This window comes from Chryseobacterium phosphatilyticum, from assembly GCF_002899825.2.
In the GTDB taxonomy this organism is placed as follows: Bacteria; Bacteroidota; Bacteroidia; order Flavobacteriales; family Weeksellaceae; genus Chryseobacterium; species Chryseobacterium phosphatilyticum.
Map to the genome: position 1 here is coordinate 105,004 of NZ_PPED02000005.1, position 18,260 is coordinate 123,263.

The window sequence follows — 18,260 nt, forward strand, 5'->3', positions numbered from 1 at the left end:
TTATGAGCAACGAGTTACAAAGCATAAAAAATCGTTTCGGAATTATCGGAAATTTTCCGGTGCTCAACCGGGCTTTAGAAAAATCCATTCAGGTAGCACCTACGGATATTTCTGTTCTTGTAATAGGAGAGAGTGGAGTGGGGAAAGAATTTATTCCCAAAATTATCCATTCGGAATCCAGAAGAAAACATCAACCCTATATTGTCGTAAACTGTGGAGCTATTCCTGAGGGAACAATAGATTCTGAATTATTCGGGCATGAGAAAGGAGCCTTTACCGGAGCTACGGCTACAAGAAAGGGATACTTTGAAGTGGCTGACGGAGGAACGATCTTTCTGGATGAGGTAGGAGAACTTCCTTTACAGACGCAGGTTCGCCTTTTAAGAGTATTAGAAAGCGGAGAATTTATGAAGGTAGGTTCATCACAGGTACAGAAGACCAATGTAAGAATTGTGGCGGCTACCAATGTTAACATGATGAAGGCTATTCATGATGGAAGGTTCCGTGAAGATTTATACTATCGTTTGAATACCGTTCAAATTGACATGCCTCCTTTAAGAGAAAGAAAAGGGGATATTCATTTGCTATTCAGGAAGTTTGCAATAGATTTTGCTGAAAAATACAGAATGCCTGAATTAGAGCTGGAGCCTAGTGCTGTTCATTATATTGAAAATTATTCTTTCCCGGGGAATATCCGCCAATTGCGAAACCTTGTAGAGCAAATGACTGTAGTGGAAAGAAACAGAAATATCACTGCCGAGAAGCTTGCAGAGTATATTCCTATGGAGACACATCTTCCAATGGTGGTCAATACACAAAGTACACCCAAGCAAAATGATTTCGGAAGCGAAAGAGAAATTATGTATAAAATTCTCTTCGATATGCGAAATGATATTAATGACTTAAAATCCTTAACTTCGGAATTAATAAAGAACAGAGGGGCAGGAGATCTTAGCAATCATGAGAAAAGTCTGATCAACAGGATTTATACCCCTGAAAGCCAGCCACAGGTAAGCTCAGGTTCTTTACTTTATTTTGAAAACGGTGAGGAGCCGAAAGTTCAGACTCCAACAATTATTTCAAATCCGGATGACAGCTACGAAGACATAGAAGATATTGAAGTAGAAGAAAACAGACCGGAATCTCTTTCTCTTCAAAACAATGAAAAGGATTTGATTATCAAAGCTTTGGAAAAGCACAAAGGACGTAGAAACAGAGCTGCAGATGAGCTGGGGATTTCTCAGAGAACTTTATATAGAAAAATAAAACAATATAACCTGGAAGACTAAAAAGAACACTAAGTAATGAAAGTAAATTTAACACCTAAACCGATCAATTTTAAACTCGGAGAATACATTAACAAGGGATTTGATCTTTTAAAGAAAGATTTCGGAAATATTTTTGTGGCATTTTTGGTATGCTTTATCATGTCTATTATTCCTTTTTGTGCAGCATTAGCGATGGGTAATTTATATAAGTATCTTCAAAAGCTCCACAGAAACCAGCCAGCAAGTCCTGGAGAAATTTTTGATTTTAAAGATTTCATGCCGTATTTTATTTTACAGCTTATTATTTTTGGAGGGGTGCTATTGCTTTATATTCCGTTGGTTGTAGTATTGGCTTTAACAGGGGCAATGTCACAGACTAATGAGCCTAATCCTATGGTTATGATTTTTGCATTTCCTTATATGTTTTTAATAATTGCCGCTATTTATTATTTTGTGCTAAAAGGGTTCTATATCATTCCATTAATCAGTTTAAAAGGAATTACTGATATCAAAACAGCCTGGAATATTTCAAAAGTGATGACCACAGGAAATTTATTATCAATTTTTCTTTTTGCAATGGTTGTTAGTCTTTTATCTCAGATTGGGATTATTGCCTGTGGGATAGGAATTCTCCTTACAATGCCATTTATGTATACGGCTAATTATTTTGCTTATGAAGATGCAATCCAACAAATTGAGCATGATGAAATTACTGAAATCGGAATTAAAAATGAATACTAGAATTAAAAATATAAATCTGAAACAACCACTACTGATGGTGATGCTATTTGCTTTGCTGGGGGTTTTGAATTCATGCTACAGTTTTACCGGATCATCCCTTACAGATGAAAAAACCGTTCAGATTAATGAGTTTCCCAATAATGCATCTCTTGTAAACCCAACGTTATCACAACAGTTCTCAACTGATATTCAGAACAGATTTTTACAGAGAACCACATTGAAGGGTACAAAAGAAAATCCTGATATTCTGATAGAAGGAGAAATTACAGATTATACTATTGGCGCTACTACAATCAGCTCCAATACAACGACTAACCCTTCCGGAGGGGTGGTTCAGCAGGCTCAGAATAAGCTTACAATCACTGTAAAGGTGCATTACGAAAATAAAGTACATCCGGATTCCAGTTTTGACAGAACCTATAGTGATGAAGCTGCTTTTAACAGTAGCTTATCACAAAGTGAGATCGAAGCTTCTCAAGTGAAGATTGTTACAGAAAGAATTATTAATAAGATATTTAACGATATTGTAGCGAATTGGTAAGATGAATCCCAGAGTTTTAGAGTTAATAAAAAATCCGAAAAATATTCAGTCAGAAGATCTTGGTCTTTTGAAGGAAGAGATTCATGCTTTTCCTTATATTCAAAATATCAGAGCACTACATCTGTATGGAGTACATTTGTATGAAAAAGAAAATTATCAGAAAGAACTCTCTACAACAGCAGCTTATACCACGGATAAAAAGATTCTTTATCAGCTGATCAACGGAAAGATCAGACAGGAACCAAAACCTGAATCTACAGAGGAAAAACAACCCTCCAAATCTGCTGACAAAACAGCCAGGTACCCTTATTATAAGGGATTCCCTATTAAAAGACAAGAAACAAATTCTGTTGAGGAAGCAGAAGGTGAGGCTTGTACATTACAAACTCCACAGGACGTTAAGCATATTTACGTAAATGGGGAGAGAAACAGGATTTTATTTGAAGGAGAAGAAAATTTCCTTGACGATAACAATACGGAAACTATAGATATCGAATCTACCCTGGAGTCAGGAACATTGGTTACTCAGAAATCTGAACCTGTAAAGGATGTAGATATTCAAGAGGAGATTGAGGAAAATACCGGAGAAAACTTTAGTCCGGAGACGATCATCAACGAAGATCAGATTTCTACAGCAGAAGAAGAGAAAAAGATTGATGATGAAGAGAATGTAAGTTTCCTTGAAACAGAATCCCTCTTACCGGAAGTTAATATTGAACAAGACAGGGTTGAAGAGTCTGTAGAAACAGATGCAGCGACTGAGAATATAAAAGTTATAAGTTCTGATGAAGAACAGCTTGATAAAGAACCTGATGCGGAATTGAGCTTCCACCGTACCGAAGAGTTTTTACCTGAAGTAAAAATGCAGGTAAATAGTGAAGAAGTTACTGAAACAGCTGACGTTTCTCAACCCAATACCAATAAACATGAAGATGAAATGAGGCGTCTGATTGAAGAAGTTGAGAAAAAGATGAAAGAAACTAAATCTGCTCCTCAGGTAGAACAGGAAGAGCCGGAATTAGTAGAAGATCATGAAATCAGTTTTGCAGACACTCAAAGCTTTCATTTCTGGTCAACTGAGAAAGAAGAATCTCCGAAGCCGGAGGTTGAAGAAATAAAATCAGAACCATCAGAAGAAATAAATATTGCGCTTCAGGAGCCTTCTGATGAACCTGTATTATCAATTGTTGAAAAACAGGAAGATGTACCTCAGGTTGAAGTGCAATCTGCCTGGAAGCCGATGAGTGTTGAGGCTAATGTACCTGATTCTTTAATCAATAAATCTGCAGAAGTTTTAGCTCCTGCAGCAACGATTTCTGCTGAAGAAAAAGATCCTGAAGTACTGTCAAATACTAAGGAGGAGACCCCTCAGACTGAAGAACCTGTTGCTAGTGAAGACCACTCTGCTGAAGAAAATCTTGTTCCTGTATCCGAAGAAAACCCGGAGACAGAAGAAGAAACTGCAGAAAATACTGAAGAAGTACAAGTGGTTTCTGATAAGCAAACTTCAAAAGAGGAAGCTCCTGTAATGAATGTTTCATTCTTTAGTACAGATATTTCGACTTTAAACGTTGAAGGAAAAAAGACAGAGAACAAAGAAGAACCTGTAGAAAACGAAAAGGTGCAGGAAGTAGCCATGAAAAATACTCAATCTCTGGCGGACAGTAATGTTCCCGGCTTTATCAATACATGGCAAAGCTGGCTGAAGATTGACAGAACAGACGAAATTGAAAAAGAAAAAGAGGTTATCAAAGAAAAAGCGATTGAAACTTTTATCGAAAATAATCCTAAGATCAGTCAATTAAAAGAAGAGAGTTCCTATGTCATTAAAGAGAAAAATGATGATATTTCCCACCTGATGACTGAAACATTAGCCAATCTCTATTTTGAACAGAAATTATATACCAAAGCGATCAAAGCATTTGAAATATTAATCAAGAAAAATCCTGACAAAAAGGAACACTTTACATCCAAAATTCAGGAAATAAAAGATTTCAGAAGCAAAAACTAGGAAAAAGGTGTAGTAATCAGACTACACCTTTTTTTATTTATGAATGATCAGCAATTTTTTTATTACCTTTTAATTTCCTCCAGGCTTTCCGCCCATATATAACAACAAGAATTAATAATATAACTGCAAAAATAGCTGCAATAACCGGCATCGCCATTGCTAAAATAGACATAATTCCAGCTCCTGCAGTTTCAGTAGTGCCTACTACAGAATTTCCCAGCCCTCCTGTTGTAGCGGTAGAAGCGGCACGTATTCCTGCAAATCCGGAGCTGATAGTGGCAGCGGTTCCCCCGCCTGCAATTAAGGCCAATGCCCACTGTGGAAAAGTTCCCAGCTCTGCAAATTGACTTGCGAACAACAAAGATCCCGCTACAGTAGCCAAAGGAATGGAAACGGTATCTAATAGGTGATCTATGAAAGGAATATAATACGCCAGAATTTCAGCCACTGTTGCAATTCCTGTTGTGATCAGAGTTGGTAAACCTGAAAGCCACTCAAATTCGGCGTTCATGGGAATCCAGTGAAAGTAAGAGGCCAGGCTTACAAAGAACATGGGGAGAAAGACCCTGAAACCTGTGGCTGCCGCCAAGCCAATACCAATAAATGCACTGATGATATACGAAAAGTAGGGAACGTTGTCTAACATAATTAATTTTCAGATTTATTGTTTCCCTTAAAAGTACAAAAAGTATGTGAAATGATAAACAACCCATGAGATTTGGATTGCCAGTTGTTTTATTGGTAAATTGTTAACTATTATATTAAAGAATAATTATTTCTTTTGTGATTCACAAAGTTTGATAAACTGAGCTTCCACATCCTGAAACTTTTGAGGCAGTTCCGGAGAAACCCAGAATAACATGCCAAGAGTTTTTTCACCAAAAGCTTCTCTGTAAAGATCTTTGTGCAGGCGATAGCATTCCCTAAGAAGTCTCTTTACACGGTTTCTGTGAACTGCTTTCTTAAAGTATCTTTTAGAGACAGAAACACCAAATTTACCTTCTTCTATAGGGAGTGTCGGTTTATCTTTTAGAACAATTATTCTCAGATTTCCGGATGTTCTCCATTTACCTTTTTCAAAAAGTAAACTGATCTCAATCTTTTTTTTGAGTTTTTCAGGGCTGGAATATTTGAAATTTTGCATTAATCTTTGTTCACTAAATGATTGATCACTTCAGCAGCGGCATATAGCCCAAAAATTGCAGGCATATAGCTAATCGTTCCATAAAAGGATCTTTTGTAATTTGTTCCGTCTGTCATTTTCAGGCTTTCCTCATCCTGAATATCATTAGCAAAAACACAACGTACCCCTTTGTCTATTTTTACTTTTCTCAGCCTTTTTCTTATCTGCCTTGCAAGATGGCAATGTTCGGTTTTGCTGATGTCTCTTACCATCACCTTACTTGGGTCAGTCTTTCCACCTGCTCCCATGGAGCTTATCACCTTTATTTTTTTTCTTTTAGCCGAAATAATTAAGCTCAATTTTGGAGTTACACTGTCTATACAATCCAAGACATAATCAAACGGTGCCGAATCTAGTACTTCATCCATTCTTTCAGGATTCAGAAACTCATTGATTTTCGTTAATGTAAGATCAGGATTAATGTCTAAAAGTCTTTCCGCAACAACCTCTACTTTATGTTTTCCAACAGTTGACCGTAAAGCAGGAAGTTGTCTGTTTACATTCGTAATATCTACCGTATCACCGTCTACTATGGTCATACTTCCTACGCCGGCTCTAGCTAAAAACTCAGCAGCAAAGGAACCCACACCTCCTAATCCTACAACAAGAACAGTTGCTTTATTCAATTTTTCCAAACCTTCTTCTTTAATGAGGAGTTCCGTTCTTTCCAGCCAGTATTTATCCATTTTTTATTGTGTGTAAATTTTCTACAATTTGTTCATTGAGTCGTTCCAAAGAAATTCCTTTCAATTCTGAAACCTTTAGATACAATTCTTCGATGTTAAAATCTTCATTGTCAGTCTCTAAAAATATCCTGTTCGTTGGAGTATTTTTTAAAATATCCTGCAAAGATAGATTATACAAAACAGCTTTTCCAAAACTCAGGTAAAAATTATGAGCGAGAAGATCATCCGCAATTTGTTTTTTTTTATTAAAACCATGTATAATCATGGCTTGCTCAGCTTTCTTTTTAAAAGAAATAACTTCATAAAATTTTCTGACACAATGTATGATCATAGGTTTTTTAACTTCATTGGAAATCCTGATTTGCTCTAAAAAAACTTTTTCCTGAATTTTCTGGTCAACCGGGACCAATGAATCTAAGCCGCATTCACCAATGGCAAAACAGTTTTCACTCATTGTATCTCTCATCCAGTTTAGCTGCTTTTCAATCGTATAAAGATCAATGTCATGAGGATGAATGCCAATAGAATAAGAGATATCTGGCGGAACTTCTGAAATGTTTAAATTGTAAATTCCGTTTATGACATCTATTTTATGATGGTGAAAATCAAAAAACTCCATAATCAAAAGTAATATTATTTCTAATTAATAGAAAATTATTAAACAAACGTTTATAAATGTGTTAAAAATTTCTTAACTTTACTCAAACTACACTTTATGAAAAAAAAATTTACAGAAAAACAGATTCACATACTCGACATTGCGGAAGAGCTGATCGCAAAAAAAGGGTATGAAGGAACTTCTGTAAGAGATATCTGCTCGAAGGCAAATATCAATGTCGCAATGATTTCCTATTACTTTGGTTCAAAAGAAAAAATGATGTCTTACCTTTATCAGTATCGGGTACTGAAAACCAGAGAAAATTTCTCCGAATTTGCCGATACAATCAAAGATGGGAAGCCTGAAATGCAGATGCGTGAAATGATTAAATATATCGTTTCCCAATTATTTAAATACAATTATTTCCATGGGTTTGTCACTCAGGAATTACGCCATACCGAGAATTTAAAAGATGAACTTTTAGATTTCTATCAGTTATTTGTGAAAAAACTGGATGAAGTGATTAAAAAAGGAGTAGCTTCCGGTGTCTTCACCTTTACCCCAAAGCCAGAAGATATTCTTACGATGATTATCGGATCTACCTTATTTGTGATCAGAAATAAAAATTTTTATGAGCTTTACGTTCCAAGTAAAAACGAAGAAACGTACACAAAAGAAGCCGAGAAAAAAGTAAGAATGAATCTTTTATTGAGTGTTTTTGCAATTTTGGGATACGCTGCAGACTAAAATTACGTTAAATATTCATAAAAAAAAATCTATTGACAAAAAAGTTATATTTTTGCAAATTAGTAAATCGGCTGTATAATCCGAAAACTGTTGAATTTTTTATATGAAAAAATATATTTTAGGTCTTTTTGCTGTAGCAGTGGTCGCTTCATGTGTTAGTCGCCAGGAAAAAGCAATGAAGAGTGCTGATAAAGATTTTATCTTAAAGGCAGCGAATGATAACTTTGCTAAAAAAAATTGGAAAAATGCATTGGCTCTTTATGACAGGCTTGCCAATCTTGTAGCAGGAACGGATGATTTCCCTAATGTAGGATTCAATACCGCTTATGCCAACTACTATGATAAGAGTTATAAGCTGGCAGGGCACCAATTTAAAAATTTTGCAGTAAACTTTCCGAAAGATCCGAGAGCAGAAGAAGCGGCGTATATGTCGGCACTTTGTTATTATGAAGGATCTATGGATTATAATCTTGATCAAACCAGTACAGAATTGGCTATTAATGAGCTTCAGGACTTCCTGACGAATTATCCTAATTCTGAAAGATCTAAAAATATTACCCAGCTTATTGATGAATTGTCTTACAAATTAGAATTTAAGGCTTATGAGAATGGAAGACAATATTTCAAGATGGGAGAGTTTAAAGCTGCCAGTGTAGCCTTAGAAAATGTCTTGGAAGATTTTCCAAGTACAAAACTTCGTCCGAAAATTTATGATTATATCATGAAGTCCCGTTACGAACTGGCTGCAAAATCTGTATACAGTCTTAAAGACGAGCGTATTGAAAGTGCTCTTACTTATACAAAACTGGTAGAGAAGGAACTTCCGAATACAGAATATGCCAAGACGGCTTCAGATCTGAGAGCAAAGCTTGAAAAGGAAAAGAAAGACTTTGTTGTCGTTAAAAAGCAAACAGAAGCAAGAATAGCTGCTTTGACGGAAAGACAAAAAAGAGAGGCTGCTAAAGTAGCTGATAAGACAAAAACAGATCAGCAAATCAAAGATCAGATCAGTAACGAAAAGCAGGCAAAGCAGATGCAGAGGGATAGTGCAGCACTTAAGACCCCTCCACCTGCAGCGACTTTCAAAATTCAAAGATAATTCGTAAATTTGCCATCTTAAAATAAAAATAATTTTCTCAAAATGAGTGTAAAAGATACAAAAGCAGAAGTAAATACGATTACTTACGACAAGGATAAGATTGAAGATAAAGTAGGTTCTATCTATGAGGCTATTGTTATCATGGGAAAGAGAGCAGAGCAAATCAATGCGGAGATCCGTACGGAACTTCACAACAAATTGGATGAATTTGCTGTTCACAATTCTACATTAGAAGAAGTTTTCGAAAACAGAGAGCAAATTGAAATCTCTAAACATTACGAAAAACTTCCGAAACCTACTTCTATTGCCATTGAAGAATGGTTGAATGAAGATATCTATTTCAGAAAAACAGAAGACAGAAAGTAATTTTTTTGTTTTTTAATAAATTAAGGTCATAAAAGAATAGGTTCTTTTATGACCTTTGCTGTTTTAAAGCCTGATTATGGGAAAAAATAAGTATTTTAGTATTTCAAAAATTAAAACTAAATGAGTGTTTCCGGTAAAAAAATACTGATCGCCGTTTCAGGAGGCATTGCGGCATATAAAATTCATTTCCTGATAAGGGATTTCGTAAAAGGAGGAGCCGAAGTGCAAGTCATTATGACCCCTGATGCTGAACAATTTGTAACAAAGCTAAGCTTGTCTACATTATCCAGAAAGCCGGTGTATTCAGATTTTTATGGTGATAACGGAACCTGGAACAGCCACGTTGAGTTGGCCTTATGGGCTGATGTCATGATTGTTGCTCCCTGTACTGCCAATACTTTGTCTAAAATGATTCACGGGATGTGTGATAACCTGGTCATTGCAACCTATATGTCAGCAAAATGCCCGGTATTTATTGCTCCGGCGATGGATCTGGATATGTATGTACATCCTTCCACAAAGAGAAATCTTGAGGGCGCAGAAAGTTTTGGACACACCATCATTCCTGCGGAAAGTGGAGAATTGGCCAGTGGACTTATCGGACAGGGAAGAATGGCAGAACCTGCTACCATTTTTAGTACCATTGAACATTATTTCACCGAAAATACTCACTCGGGAACTCTTGAAGGAAAAACGGTTTTAATTACTGCAGGACCTACTTATGAAGCCATTGATCCCGTAAGGTTTATCGGGAATCATTCTTCAGGGAAAATGGGGTTTTCCTTAGCTGAAGAGGCAGCCAGAAGAGGGGCCAGAGTTATTTTGATTTCAGGACCAAGCTCGCAAACGCTTCACAATCAAAATATAGAATTGCACAAAGTAACTTCTGCAAAAGAAATGCTCGCAAAAGTATTTGAGTTTTATGACCGAATTGATATCGGAATTGCCAGTGCAGCAGTAGCAGACTATGCACCAAAAGAAGTAGCAAAGGAAAAGATCAAAAAAAATGATGACAACCTTACCATTGAACTGGTTAAAACCCCGGACATCCTTAAAACAATGGGCGAAAAGAAAACCCATCAATTTTTGGTAGGTTTTGCTCTGGAAACCCAGAATGAAGAAGAAAATGCCAAAGGAAAGCTGGAAAAGAAAAACCTGGATATGATTGTTTTAAATTCTTTACGTGATGAAGGAGCCGGTTTTAAGAATGATACGAATAAAATCAAAATATTTACGAAGACCGAAAAGAAGGAATTTGATCTTAAATCAAAAGATAGTGTAGCAAAAGATATTCTCAATTTTGTAGAATCTCAACTTTTAAAATAATTTTAATAAATTTCCGTTCTCAATTATTAATAAGACAATGAAAAAAATTATAAGTTTATTTTTTCTGTTTTTCATATATACTTCGGGATTTTCTCAGGAGCTTCTGGCGACAGTGCAGGTAAATTCCCAACAGTTGGGGGGAAGTAATCAGCAAGCCTATAAATCTTTGGAAAAGAGTCTTCGCGACTTTATAAATAATACCAGCTGGACAGGTAAAAAACTCCAGAATTTTGAAAAGATTAAATGTGGTTTTGCCCTTGTTATCTCAGGAAAAGACGGTAACAGGTATCAGGGGTCAATTGTGATTCAGGCTGTGCGTCCTGTTTTCAATACAACTTATGAATCTCCCTTACTCAATTTACAGGATCAAAGGATGTCTTTTGAATATGTTGAAAATGAGAATCTTATTTTTAATGAAAGACAGTTTTCCGGTAAGAACCTTACCGATATTATCAGCTTTTATGTATATATGATTTTGGGATATGACGCAGATAGTTTTCAGGCTATGGGAGGTTCCCAGTGGTTTTCAAAAGCCCAGCAGATCGCCCAGAATTCTCAGAACAGAAACTATGACGGATGGAATACGATTAATGAACCACGAAGTCGTTCGATACTGATAAATGAAATCATGAATCCTAACTGGAGTCAGCTTCGTTCAACAATCTATACTTACCACAGAGCCGGGATGGATAATCTTTTCAATCAGGACCAGACTGCCGCTAAAAAAGTAATTTTCGATGCGCTGATGCAGCTGAAAATGTATGAAAATTCTTTCCAGCAGAGTTACTTTTTCAACCTGTTTATGGATGGTAAAAGTGATGAGATTTTTAATATTTTCAACTCAGGAAATAACGGAGGGATTATTCTTAATGATTTAAAACAAACCATGATCATTCTTTCCCCAAAAAATATTGATAATAAGTGGAATAAATGGAAAGTGTAGAGACTCTGTTTTTCTACTCTTGAATCCTCACTCTTAAAGTTCTATATTTGCATTTAAAGTAACCAGTCATTGATCAATGCTTTCGAGAATTTACATTAAAAACTTTGCCTTAATTGATACTCTAGAGGTATCACTGAAAAACGGTTTACAGGTAATAACCGGGGAAACAGGAGCAGGTAAATCTATTATTTTAGGAGCTCTCAGACTTATTTTAGGAGAAAGGGCTGATGTGAAATCAATATCTAAAGCAGAGGAGAAAAGTATTGTTGAAACTGAATTTAACCTTAATAATCAGTTTAAAAAATTCTTTATCGAAAATGACCTGGATTATGAATTACAAACGATTATAAGACGGGAAATTCTTCCTTCAGGGAAATCCAGAGCATTCATCAATGATGTTCCGGTAACATTGGATGTCCTTAAAGAGCTCTCATCTCAATTAATTGATATTCATTCTCAATTTGAAACGTCTAATCTTTTCACCTCAGAATATCAGTTTAAAATTATTGACGGACTTTCAGAGAATAAAAAACGCATTGAAAACTACCAACAGGAGTTTTCAGATTTCCAGACGTTGAAAGTCTTACTTAAAAAATTAAAGACGCAACTTTCAGAGACTACCAAAGAAAGTGACTATAAAGAGTTTTTGCTCAATGAGTTGGAAGAATTAAAACTGGATGATGTAGATTTTGAAGAGGTTCAGAATCAACTATCCATTCAGGAAAATGCGGGCATGATTTCTGAAAATGTTGGCCAGATCCTAGCAAGATTCCATCAGGAGGAAATCGGAATTCTTTCCTTTTTTAATGAAGCCAAAGCTAAGCTTTCTAAAATCGCTGAAGTTTCTACCGGTTTTGCAGAGCTGAATGAAAGACTGGAAACTTCTTTTGTTGAGCTGAAGGATATTATTTCTGAGTTGGAAACAGAAGCTGAAAAGGTGGAGATCAACCCGGAAAATCTGATTTACCTTACTGAGTTAAATAATAAAATCAATTCATTATTTCTCAAACACAATGTTTCCGATCTTGACGAATTGATCGCCGTTAGAAATGAACTTGCCGGTGACCAGAGAGGAGCTTCAGAACTGGAGGCACAGATCATAGAAACCGAAGAAAACATCGCTGAAAAGGAGAAAACTCTTCAGGCTCTTGCTGATACACTTTCAATAAATAGAAAAAAAAGTATTCCTGTTTTTATTAAAAAGGCAGAATCCCTTCTGAAAAAACTGGGCCTCGAAAAAGCTAAAGTTGATATAGAGCTTCAGGAGGCATCCGAATTTAATTCGTTCGGGAAAGAAAATATACAGCTTTTGTTTCAGGCGAACTCAGGATTTCCCTTGAAACCTATTCAGACCGCTATCTCAGGAGGTGAAAGATCAAGAGTAATGCTTGCTGTAAAGAAAATTATTGCAGAAAGTGACGAGCTACCAACTCTTATCCTGGACGAAATCGACACCGGAGTTTCAGGGAAAGTAGCTGAAGAGATCGGAAATCTCATGCGGCAAATGTCTCAGGATATGCAATTAATCGTGATCTCCCACCTTGCACAGGTTGCTGCAAAAGGAAATGACAACTATAAGGTAGTGAAACAGGATATTGCAGGGAAAACCCAATCCACGATCATTCCTTTAAGTGAGACAGAAAAACTGAACGAAATTGCCCAACTGCTTTCAGGAAGCAAAATTACGGAAGCAGCCTTAGCACAGGCAAAAGAATTAATTGGGTAAAAGATTGTAACATATTTTGCATTGTATTGACTAATGTAAAAAACTAACTTATGTTTCTAAAGTTCCTTAGGCTTGAAATAAAAAGCTTCTTCCGTGGTACTTCTTTAGGGATCAATCTCACCATGAAAATCCTTCGGTTTATCGGGATTCTCTATTTTATGGGGTGTCTTGCAGGAGGAGCCTTTCTTATCTATTTCTTTGCAGAAGAGAAAATGCATCAGGATCCGTTAAAAGTTGTTTCTAAATTTTTAATTGTCGCCTGGATCATCGACCTTGCCCTAAAATATCTCTGGCAGGAGATACCCACCCAGAATATAAAACCATTTCTCACCTTAAACATCAGGAAGAATACATTGGTCAATTATATGCTGGTAAAAACTTTCTTATCCGCATTTAGCTGGTTGAATTCCCTCTTCTTTTTTACTTTTTCATGTATTCTTCTGTTTAAAGGGTATAGTCTCCCCGGAGTTCTTGTATGGTTTGCAGGCATTTCCTGCTTGTTTTATCTGAACAGCTTTTTGAATATTTTCTTTAATGATAGAGAAACTATAGCAGTTGTTGCGGGAATAACCTGTGTAATACTGGGGGCTTTGGGATACTATAATATTATTCCTATTCTGTCTTATTCGGAACTGTTTTTTTACGGCTTTTATGATTCCTATTACTTTGCATTGATCCCTCTGGTTTTATTTGCCGGTTTGTGGATGCTTTGTTTTAGATATATCCGGAAAGAATTTTATCTGGATCAGGGACTTGAAGCTAAGAAAACAATCGGAAAGACAGAAAATATTGCATTTTTAAATAAATATGGAGCAATCGGTACATTTATCAATAATGATATTAAAATGTTGAGACGAAACAAAGTAACCAAAGGAATACTTTTTGGGAGTTTCATGTTCCTGTTCTATGGATTGCTGATGTTTTCTTCATCTCTATATAAAACTCCGGCTATGATGATGTTCATGGGGCTTTTTGTAACCGGTGGATTTCAATTTTTATTCGGACAGCGGGTTCCGGCTTTCGATAGCTCCTATTATCCTTTGATGATGACATTGAATGTTCCGTATAAAGAATATTTAAAAGCTAAATGGTGGCTCATGAACATTATGACAGCCGTTTCTATTATTGTAGCATTGTTTTATACCTATTTCGGATGGGAGGTCTATATTACTTTCTTTGCTGCAGGGTTGTATAATATTGGCGTCAATTCCCAATTTACCCTTTGGTCCGGAGCATTTAATAAAAGCCAGATCGATCTCAACTCAAAGGAGAAAAGATTAGGACAGAAAAACAGTTTTAATATGGTTTCTATGCTTTTGCTAATTCCCAAAATGTTACTTCCAATGGCTGTATTTGCGGTTGCGAAATATTTCTTTGGAATGGCTGCCGGAGTGGTAAGTATTGCCGTATTAGGATTTGCCGGTTTTCTATTGAGGGAGAAGATTTTCGAAATCATCGTAAAACATTATAAAAGAGAAAAATACAGCACCCTTGAGGCGTTTAAAAATAAAGCTTAAATCATGATCAATATCAATAATTTATCCAAAACATACGGAACAGCAACCGTTCTTACTATTGAGCATCTTGAAATTCCCAATGGAGAAACATTTGGTCTGGTAGGGAACAATGGAGCAGGGAAGACAACCCTTTTCAGCTTAATGCTTGATCTTATCCAGGCAACCACAGGCTCAGTGAGCATTGACGGAATTAAAGTGAACGAGTCTGAAGTCTGGAAAAATAAAGTTTCAGCTTTTGTGGATGATTCCTTTTTGATAGGGTATCTTACCCCTGAAGAATACTTTTATTTCATTGGAGAGCTGAGAGGGCAGAATAAAGCTTCTGTAGATGAATTTTTAAAACCGTTTCATGATTTTTTCAATGGTGAAATTCTTGCATCAGGAAAATATATCCGTGATCTTTCAAAAGGAAATCAGAAAAAAGTAGGGATAGTGGGTGCCATTATTGGACATCCGGAAATTATCATTCTTGATGAACCCTTTGCCAATCTTGATCCGTCTACTCAAATCAAGCTTAAGAATTTAATCAAGGAATTGTCAAAGCAGGATGGCGTGACCTTCCTTATTTCCAGCCACGATCTATCACATACCACAGAAGTATGCAACAGAATTGTAGTGGTAAACAAAGGGAGGTTGGTAAAAGATATTCAGACCAACCCTGAAACTTTGAAAGATCTCGAATATTACTTTGCAGAGCAGGTTTCATCTGCTCCTGAAATAGAAGAGCCGAACGTAACCCTGTAATAATAAAAAGGTCAGAAATTATATGTTCTGACCTTTTCAATTTTTTACTCACACATTCCTATGGGAAGCAGGCACATGACCGTCGTTGAGCAAGGGTTTTGCACTTCTTCTTTACAGCAGGCATAATACCCGTTAAAAGCAACAAGATATTGTAGCCTTCCGGAGCATGTAAATGCAGAGTTCCCTCCAAGAACCTGTTTTAAATGATTTCGGTTTACTTTTTTCAAATTTTTCATGGTTTTGGATTTTAATTTTTAGATCTCTAATGTATGAAAAAAATGCAAACTAAGCTGTTAAAAATTTGATTTTTAGACTTTTAAATATACTGAGTGATGTGCGGGATTTTTTTAAAAAAACCATTTCAAGCATATAATTCAAAAAAAATATTTTTTTGTGTAACCTTTTTTACTATTCATTGTCTTTAATAATAGAAACAATATAAGAATGAAGCTTTTGTTCAGAAATAAAAAAGATGATTTGTTGAGCCGTCTGAAAAAACAAGATCCGGTGGCACAAAAACTTTTCTATGAACAAAATGTAAAAAGATTTCTAAGTGTAAGCAAAAGCTATGTAAATGATCTGTATCAGGCTGAAGATTGTCTTATCAAGGCATTTTGTAAAATCTTTAAACATATTGAAAGCTTCAGGGGAGAAGCTAATCTTGAAAGTTGGGCAAGACGAATTGTTGTCAATGAATGCCTGAATTTTATCAAAAGCCATAAAACGGTTTTTTACCTCGATGAAGTCAATCTGTCTTTTTATGATGATAGTGATAACCCTGAAATTGATTTTGATTTTAATGCACAGGAACTTCTGAGCCAGCTCCCGGATGCCTATAGAATGGTTTTTAATCTTTATGTTCTTGAAGAGTATTCACATCAGGAAATTGCCGATGCTTTGCAAATTTCTGTTGCAGTAAGTAAAACTCAGCTGTTCAGAGCCAAAGAGAAATTAAGAAAGATTTACTTTCAACAACAAAAAAAATTGAAAAATGAACATGTCTAAAGATAATCTTGAGTTGCAGATCAAAAAACAGATGGAAAAGAGAGAAATTGAACCCTCAAGGGATCTGTGGTCAGAAATACAGCAACAAGGAGGCAAAAATCGGTCATCATCAAAAACGGGCTGGTTTTTAGGGGCTGCCTGCCTTATCATGGTTTTGGGATTAAGTAGTATTTTGTTTTTTTCCGGAGAAACCTCAGTAGATAATTCTTCAAAAATTGCGAAAGAAGAAAATAAACCTTCTGCTCCGCAACAGTCCGTCATACCTGATCATAAAGATAGCCCGTTGGCTGTGGAAGAAAATAAGAATGAAATTATAAAAAATAAGGGACCAGAGGAAACAAAAGAAAATATCATTTCTCCTGTTCCTGCGATTGATCAAAAGCTTGTTTCTAAAGAACCGGTTTTAGATAAAAAAACCATCAATATACCCTATCCTCAAACAAAAATTATAGCGCAGGCGGATACTGTAAAAGCTCCGGTGAAGAAGAAAAAATATGTAGACCCTGAAACCCTGCTTTTTTCTGTAGAACACAAGGATGTGATTGAGAAAACCAAAGAAAGTAAGGTCGCCACTATCGATCTGAACGGGAGATAATAAATTTTTATAAAGAACAAAAAACAATACTATGATTAATAAAATTATCATGCTGGGGTTCGTATGCCTTATATCCGGATCTGTATATGCACAAAGAAAACCTTTCAAATTTAATCTTCCTTCAAAAGAAGATACGGAGGTAAGTCCTATTGTAAAGGAAAAAGTTGATGAATATGCAAGAAAAATAGATGCCATCATTAAAGAAGAAAAGAAGTTGATGGAAGAAGAGCTCTTGATTGCTCAGGGACAAAACCTTGATAAAGCTGAGTTTAATAAACAAAAGGCCGAGATCGCTTCCCGTTATTCACTGAAAATAGATCAGAGAATTGAAAGTCTTGGTTTTGACATGGATGATGTTATTCAAAAACAGGTAAGATATTCTCTTCTGAATAATGATGTTACTTCCAAAGAAGAACTGAGAGAAAAACTTTTGAAAAAGTTTCGTCCTACCAAAAACATTACAGGCTATATCTCTTATGGAATTATGAATCTTACCAACTCAAAGACAGATAATAGTCTTGATAAAAACCTGGGCTATGCAGGAAATCTGGAATTTGGACTCAAATTGAACTGTCAGTTTAGCAGAACCAGTCCCTGGGGATTAATTTCCGGAATTGGATTTTCCTGGAGAACTTTAAATGTTGAAAATAATATGTTCTTTACAAAAGATGCCAACGCTGATGTTTATCTCGAGAAATTTGATAAAAATCTTAGTAAAAGTAAACTGAGAACAGGATATATTATGGTACCGGTAGGTGTACAATATAATTTTTCGAAATTAAAAAATGCTGGATTGGACATTCAATACAGAGAATATGATAAAGGATTTAAGGTAGGAGCTAATGTGTATGGGGGAGTCAGAATGTCAACGAATAATATCATAAAAGGAGAAGGAATCAGCCAGAGAGAACGGGAAAATTATCAGGTAAATCCTTTTATTTATGGCGGTCAGCTTACAGTATCTTATGGTGATTTCAGTGTTTTCGTTAAAAAAGATTTTGGAAATTTCTTTAAAGATGGACGCTTTGAAAGTGATAAAGCGTTGATTTTTGGACTTGCATTGGGATGGTAAAAATGGTGCAATATATTATAAAAACCCGTCATACAGTAGTAAGACGGGTCTTTAATTTTAAGTGGAAAACATCAGAAACAAAAAGGGGGGTG

The 18,260-nt window shown here is 35.8% G+C and carries 20 protein-coding genes; 15 read left to right on the forward strand and 5 right to left on the reverse strand.

The window, feature by feature from the left end; genetic code table 11:
* Positions 1-2: 2 nt before the first annotated feature.
* The 4 genes from C1631_RS19200 to C1631_RS19215 are packed head-to-tail and all read left to right on the forward strand — an operon-like array spanning position 3 to position 4,561.
* Entirely contained in the window at positions 3-1,289 is a 1,287-nt protein-coding gene (locus tag C1631_RS19200; RefSeq protein ID WP_103247040.1) for a sigma-54 interaction domain-containing protein, read from the forward strand.
* 15 nt (positions 1,290-1,304) lie between these two features.
* Positions 1,305-2,009 (forward strand): hypothetical protein, encoded by a 705-nt coding sequence (locus tag C1631_RS19205; RefSeq protein ID WP_103247041.1) that lies wholly within the window; start codon positions 1,305-1,307, stop codon positions 2,007-2,009.
* Complete coding sequence (lptE, locus tag C1631_RS19210; protein ID WP_103247056.1) at positions 1,999-2,550, forward strand: LPS assembly lipoprotein LptE; 552 nt, start codon at positions 1,999-2,001, stop codon at positions 2,548-2,550. The genes C1631_RS19205 and lptE overlap by 11 nt, the downstream gene beginning before the upstream one ends.
* Position 2,551: 1 nt before the next feature.
* A complete protein-coding gene (locus C1631_RS19215) occupies positions 2,552-4,561 on the forward strand; it encodes a tetratricopeptide repeat protein (RefSeq protein ID WP_103247042.1) in 2,010 nt (669 codons plus the stop codon).
* Positions 4,562-4,598: 37 nt separating this feature from the next.
* Here C1631_RS19215 and C1631_RS19220 read toward each other — a convergent pair whose 3' ends face one another.
* The 4 genes from C1631_RS19220 to C1631_RS19235 all read right to left on the reverse strand — a co-directional run bounded on the left by C1631_RS19220 (position 4,599) and on the right by C1631_RS19235 (position 7,049).
* Complete coding sequence (locus C1631_RS19220) at positions 4,599-5,207, reverse strand: DUF4126 domain-containing protein (protein WP_103247043.1); 609 nt, start codon at positions 5,205-5,207, stop codon at positions 4,599-4,601.
* A gap of 126 nt (positions 5,208-5,333) precedes the next feature.
* Positions 5,334-5,705: a ribonuclease P protein component gene (gene rnpA, locus C1631_RS19225; protein ID WP_103247044.1), complete on the reverse strand. Its 372-nt coding sequence runs from the start codon at positions 5,703-5,705 to the stop codon at positions 5,334-5,336.
* On the reverse strand, positions 5,705-6,430 hold the full coding sequence (locus tag C1631_RS19230; protein WP_103247045.1) for a tRNA threonylcarbamoyladenosine dehydratase: 726 nt from the start codon (positions 6,428-6,430) through the stop codon (positions 5,705-5,707). The genes rnpA and C1631_RS19230 overlap by 1 nt, the downstream gene beginning before the upstream one ends.
* Complete coding sequence (locus tag C1631_RS19235) at positions 6,423-7,049, reverse strand: TatD family hydrolase (RefSeq protein ID WP_109713756.1); 627 nt, start codon at positions 7,047-7,049, stop codon at positions 6,423-6,425. The genes C1631_RS19230 and C1631_RS19235 overlap by 8 nt, the downstream gene beginning before the upstream one ends.
* A 96-nt stretch (positions 7,050-7,145) precedes the next feature.
* Here C1631_RS19235 and C1631_RS19240 point away from each other — a divergent pair, with 96 nt between their 5' ends.
* From C1631_RS19240 to C1631_RS19275, 8 genes are all read left to right on the forward strand, one after another.
* Positions 7,146-7,775, forward strand: a complete 630-nt coding sequence (locus C1631_RS19240) for a TetR/AcrR family transcriptional regulator (RefSeq protein ID WP_027372956.1) — start codon at positions 7,146-7,148, stop codon at positions 7,773-7,775.
* Between the two features lie 103 nt (positions 7,776-7,878).
* A complete protein-coding gene (locus tag C1631_RS19245) occupies positions 7,879-8,874 on the forward strand; it encodes an outer membrane protein assembly factor BamD (RefSeq protein WP_103247047.1) in 996 nt (331 codons plus the stop codon).
* A 42-nt stretch (positions 8,875-8,916) separates the two neighbouring features.
* Positions 8,917-9,240: a DNA-directed RNA polymerase subunit omega gene (locus tag C1631_RS19250; protein WP_027372958.1), complete on the forward strand. Its 324-nt coding sequence runs from the start codon at positions 8,917-8,919 to the stop codon at positions 9,238-9,240.
* 120 nt (positions 9,241-9,360) lie between these two features.
* Positions 9,361-10,566, forward strand: coding sequence for a bifunctional phosphopantothenoylcysteine decarboxylase/phosphopantothenate--cysteine ligase CoaBC (gene coaBC / locus C1631_RS19255; RefSeq protein WP_109713758.1), 1,206 nt, complete (start codon positions 9,361-9,363; stop codon positions 10,564-10,566).
* Between the two features lie 37 nt (positions 10,567-10,603).
* The gene (gene porD / locus C1631_RS19260; protein WP_109713760.1) at positions 10,604-11,509 is read left to right on the forward strand and encodes a type IX secretion system protein PorD; all 906 of its coding nucleotides are present in this window, start codon (positions 10,604-10,606) and stop codon (positions 11,507-11,509) included.
* Positions 11,510-11,585: 76 nt separating this feature from the next.
* The gene (locus tag C1631_RS19265; protein ID WP_109713762.1) at positions 11,586-13,235 is read left to right on the forward strand and encodes a DNA repair protein RecN; all 1,650 of its coding nucleotides are present in this window, start codon (positions 11,586-11,588) and stop codon (positions 13,233-13,235) included.
* 50 nt (positions 13,236-13,285) lie between these two features.
* Positions 13,286-14,752 (forward strand): DUF5687 family protein, encoded by a 1,467-nt coding sequence (locus C1631_RS19270; protein ID WP_109713764.1) that lies wholly within the window; start codon positions 13,286-13,288, stop codon positions 14,750-14,752.
* 3 nt (positions 14,753-14,755) lie between these two features.
* Complete coding sequence (locus C1631_RS19275; RefSeq protein ID WP_103247051.1) at positions 14,756-15,496, forward strand: ABC transporter ATP-binding protein; 741 nt, start codon at positions 14,756-14,758, stop codon at positions 15,494-15,496.
* A 44-nt stretch (positions 15,497-15,540) separates the two neighbouring features.
* Here C1631_RS19275 and C1631_RS19280 read toward each other — a convergent pair whose 3' ends face one another.
* On the reverse strand, positions 15,541-15,732 hold the full coding sequence (locus C1631_RS19280; protein WP_109713766.1) for a bacteriocin-like protein: 192 nt from the start codon (positions 15,730-15,732) through the stop codon (positions 15,541-15,543).
* Between the two features lie 208 nt (positions 15,733-15,940).
* Here C1631_RS19280 and C1631_RS19285 point away from each other — a divergent pair, with 208 nt between their 5' ends.
* The 3 genes from C1631_RS19285 to C1631_RS19295 are packed head-to-tail and all read left to right on the forward strand — an operon-like array spanning position 15,941 to position 18,168.
* Positions 15,941-16,501, forward strand: a complete 561-nt coding sequence (locus C1631_RS19285; protein WP_103247052.1) for an RNA polymerase sigma factor — start codon at positions 15,941-15,943, stop codon at positions 16,499-16,501.
* Entirely contained in the window at positions 16,488-17,096 is a 609-nt protein-coding gene (locus tag C1631_RS19290) for a hypothetical protein (RefSeq protein ID WP_123966743.1), read from the forward strand. Before C1631_RS19285 ends, C1631_RS19290 begins: the two co-directional genes overlap by 14 nt.
* Before the next feature lie 31 nt (positions 17,097-17,127).
* Complete coding sequence (locus tag C1631_RS19295) at positions 17,128-18,168, forward strand: outer membrane beta-barrel protein (protein ID WP_103247054.1); 1,041 nt, start codon at positions 17,128-17,130, stop codon at positions 18,166-18,168.
* Positions 18,169-18,260: the final 92 nt, after the last annotated feature.

Coding starts and splice junctions, on each gene's coding strand:
- C1631_RS19200 (WP_103247040.1), top strand. CDS start 3: ATGAGCAACGAGTTACAAAGCATAAAAAATCGTTTCGGAATTATCGGA.
- C1631_RS19205 (WP_103247041.1), top strand. CDS start 1,305: ATGAAAGTAAATTTAACACCTAAACCGATCAATTTTAAACTCGGAGAA.
- lptE (WP_103247056.1), top strand. CDS start 1,999: ATGAATACTAGAATTAAAAATATAAATCTGAAACAACCACTACTGATG.
- C1631_RS19215 (WP_103247042.1), top strand. CDS start 2,552: ATGAATCCCAGAGTTTTAGAGTTAATAAAAAATCCGAAAAATATTCAG.
- C1631_RS19220 (WP_103247043.1), bottom strand. CDS start 5,207: ATGTTAGACAACGTTCCCTACTTTTCGTATATCATCAGTGCATTTATT.
- rnpA (WP_103247044.1), bottom strand. CDS start 5,705: ATGCAAAATTTCAAATATTCCAGCCCTGAAAAACTCAAAAAAAAGATT.
- C1631_RS19230 (WP_103247045.1), bottom strand. CDS start 6,430: ATGGATAAATACTGGCTGGAAAGAACGGAACTCCTCATTAAAGAAGAA.
- C1631_RS19235 (WP_109713756.1), bottom strand. CDS start 7,049: ATGGAGTTTTTTGATTTTCACCATCATAAAATAGATGTCATAAACGGA.
- C1631_RS19240 (WP_027372956.1), top strand. CDS start 7,146: ATGAAAAAAAAATTTACAGAAAAACAGATTCACATACTCGACATTGCG.
- C1631_RS19245 (WP_103247047.1), top strand. CDS start 7,879: ATGAAAAAATATATTTTAGGTCTTTTTGCTGTAGCAGTGGTCGCTTCA.
- C1631_RS19250 (WP_027372958.1), top strand. CDS start 8,917: ATGAGTGTAAAAGATACAAAAGCAGAAGTAAATACGATTACTTACGAC.
- coaBC (WP_109713758.1), top strand. CDS start 9,361: ATGAGTGTTTCCGGTAAAAAAATACTGATCGCCGTTTCAGGAGGCATT.
- porD (WP_109713760.1), top strand. CDS start 10,604: ATGAAAAAAATTATAAGTTTATTTTTTCTGTTTTTCATATATACTTCG.
- C1631_RS19265 (WP_109713762.1), top strand. CDS start 11,586: ATGCTTTCGAGAATTTACATTAAAAACTTTGCCTTAATTGATACTCTA.
- C1631_RS19270 (WP_109713764.1), top strand. CDS start 13,286: ATGTTTCTAAAGTTCCTTAGGCTTGAAATAAAAAGCTTCTTCCGTGGT.
- C1631_RS19275 (WP_103247051.1), top strand. CDS start 14,756: ATGATCAATATCAATAATTTATCCAAAACATACGGAACAGCAACCGTT.
- C1631_RS19280 (WP_109713766.1), bottom strand. CDS start 15,732: ATGAAAAATTTGAAAAAAGTAAACCGAAATCATTTAAAACAGGTTCTT.
- C1631_RS19285 (WP_103247052.1), top strand. CDS start 15,941: ATGAAGCTTTTGTTCAGAAATAAAAAAGATGATTTGTTGAGCCGTCTG.
- C1631_RS19290 (WP_123966743.1), top strand. CDS start 16,488: ATGAACATGTCTAAAGATAATCTTGAGTTGCAGATCAAAAAACAGATG.
- C1631_RS19295 (WP_103247054.1), top strand. CDS start 17,128: ATGATTAATAAAATTATCATGCTGGGGTTCGTATGCCTTATATCCGGA.